General features: G+C 56.0%; 1 rRNA gene. It reads right to left on the bottom strand.

What is annotated here, in order from left to right:
• Positions 1 to 81 precede the first annotated feature (81 nt).
• Positions 82 to 1605, bottom strand: a 16S ribosomal RNA gene (locus tag ACFQPP_RS14790).
• Positions 1606 to 1748 lie beyond the last annotated feature (143 nt).

The raw sequence follows: 1748 nt of genomic DNA, 5'->3' as shown, positions 1-1748 counted from the left end.
TTCCACCCATGAGCATCCACCAGTCGACATTCGCGACCGAAGTGGCTCTGCACCAGGCAAGCCTGGCGAGAAGCTCCTTAGAAAGGAGGTGATCCAGCCGCACCTTCCGGTACGGCTACCTTGTTACGACTTAGTCCTAATTACCGATCCCACCTTCGACGGCTCCCTCCACAAGGGTTAGGCCACCGGCTTCGGGTGTTACCGACTTTCATGACTTGACGGGCGGTGTGTACAAGGCCCGGGAACGTATTCACCGCAGCGTTGCTGATCTGCGATTACTAGCGACTCCGACTTCATGAGGTCGAGTTGCAGACCTCAATCCGAACTGAGACCGGCTTTTTGGGATTCGCTCCACCTTACGGTATCGCAGCCCATTGTACCGGCCATTGTAGCATGCGTGAAGCCCAAGACATAAGGGGCATGATGATTTGACCTCATCCCCACCTTCCTCCGAGTTGACCCCGGCAGTATCCCATGAGTTCCCACCATGACGTGCTGGCAACATAGGACGAGGGTTGCGCTCGTTGCGGGACTTAACCCAACATCTCACGACACGAGCTGACGACAACCATGCACCACCTGTATACGAGTGTCCAAAGAGTTCGCTGTCTCCAGCGCGTTCTCGTACATGTCAAGCCTTGGTAAGGTTCTTCGCGTTGCATCGAATTAATCCGCATGCTCCGCCGCTTGTGCGGGCCCCCGTCAATTCCTTTGAGTTTTAGCCTTGCGGCCGTACTCCCCAGGCGGGGAACTTAATGCGTTAGCTACGACACGGAGACCGTGGAATGGTCCCCACATCTAGTTCCCAACGTTTACGGCGTGGACTACCAGGGTATCTAAGCCTGTTTGCTCCCCACGCTTTCGCTCCTCAGCGTCAGTAACGGCCCAGAGATCTGCCTTCGCCATCGGTGTTCCTCCTGATATCTGCGCATTCCACCGCTACACCAGGAATTCCAATCTCCCCTACCGCACTCTAGTCTGCCCGTACCCACTGCAAGCCCGAGGTTGAGCCTCGGGTTTTCACAGCAGACGCGACAGACCGCCTACGAGCTCTTTACGCCCAATAATTCCGGATAACGCTCGCACCCTACGTATTACCGCGGCTGCTGGCACGTAGTTAGCCGGTGCTTTTTCTGCAGGTACCGTCACTCTCGCTTCTTCCCTGCTAAAAGAGGTTTACAACCCGAAGGCCGTCATCCCTCACGCGGCGTTGCTGCATCAGGCTTGCGCCCATTGTGCAATATTCCCCACTGCTGCCTCCCGTAGGAGTCTGGGCCGTGTCTCAGTCCCAGTGTGGCCGGTCACCCTCTCAGGCCGGCTACCCGTCGTCGCCTTGGTGAGCCATTACCTCACCAACAAGCTGATAGGCCGCGAGCTCATCCTTGACCGAAGTTCTTTCCAGCTGCTGAAGATGCCTTCGCAGCTCGTATCCGGTATTAGACGCCGTTTCCAGCGCTTATCCCAGAGTCAAGGGCAGATTGCTCACGTGTTACTCACCCGTTCGCCACTAATCCAGAGGAGCAAGCTCCCCCTTCATCGTTCGACTTGCATGTGTTAAGCACGCCGCCAGCGTTCATCCTGAGCCAGGATCAAACTCTCCATAAAGAAATTCTGCATGCCACCGACCGAAGCCGACGACAGCGAGTTTGAAGCTGACAAGAAGATCGTCACTGACAATCTCGTTTGTCCAAAGGAATCTCAACGCACCCACCATCAGGCAGGCACGACGAGGTAATTTGGCATTTGAC

This window comes from Agrococcus sp. GCM10030265, assembly GCF_042666675.1.
In the GTDB taxonomy this organism is placed as follows: Bacteria; Actinomycetota; Actinomycetes; order Actinomycetales; family Microbacteriaceae; genus Agrococcus.
The sequence above is the reverse complement of the archived record's forward strand: the minus strand, read 5'-3'. Positions and strand labels throughout refer to the sequence as shown.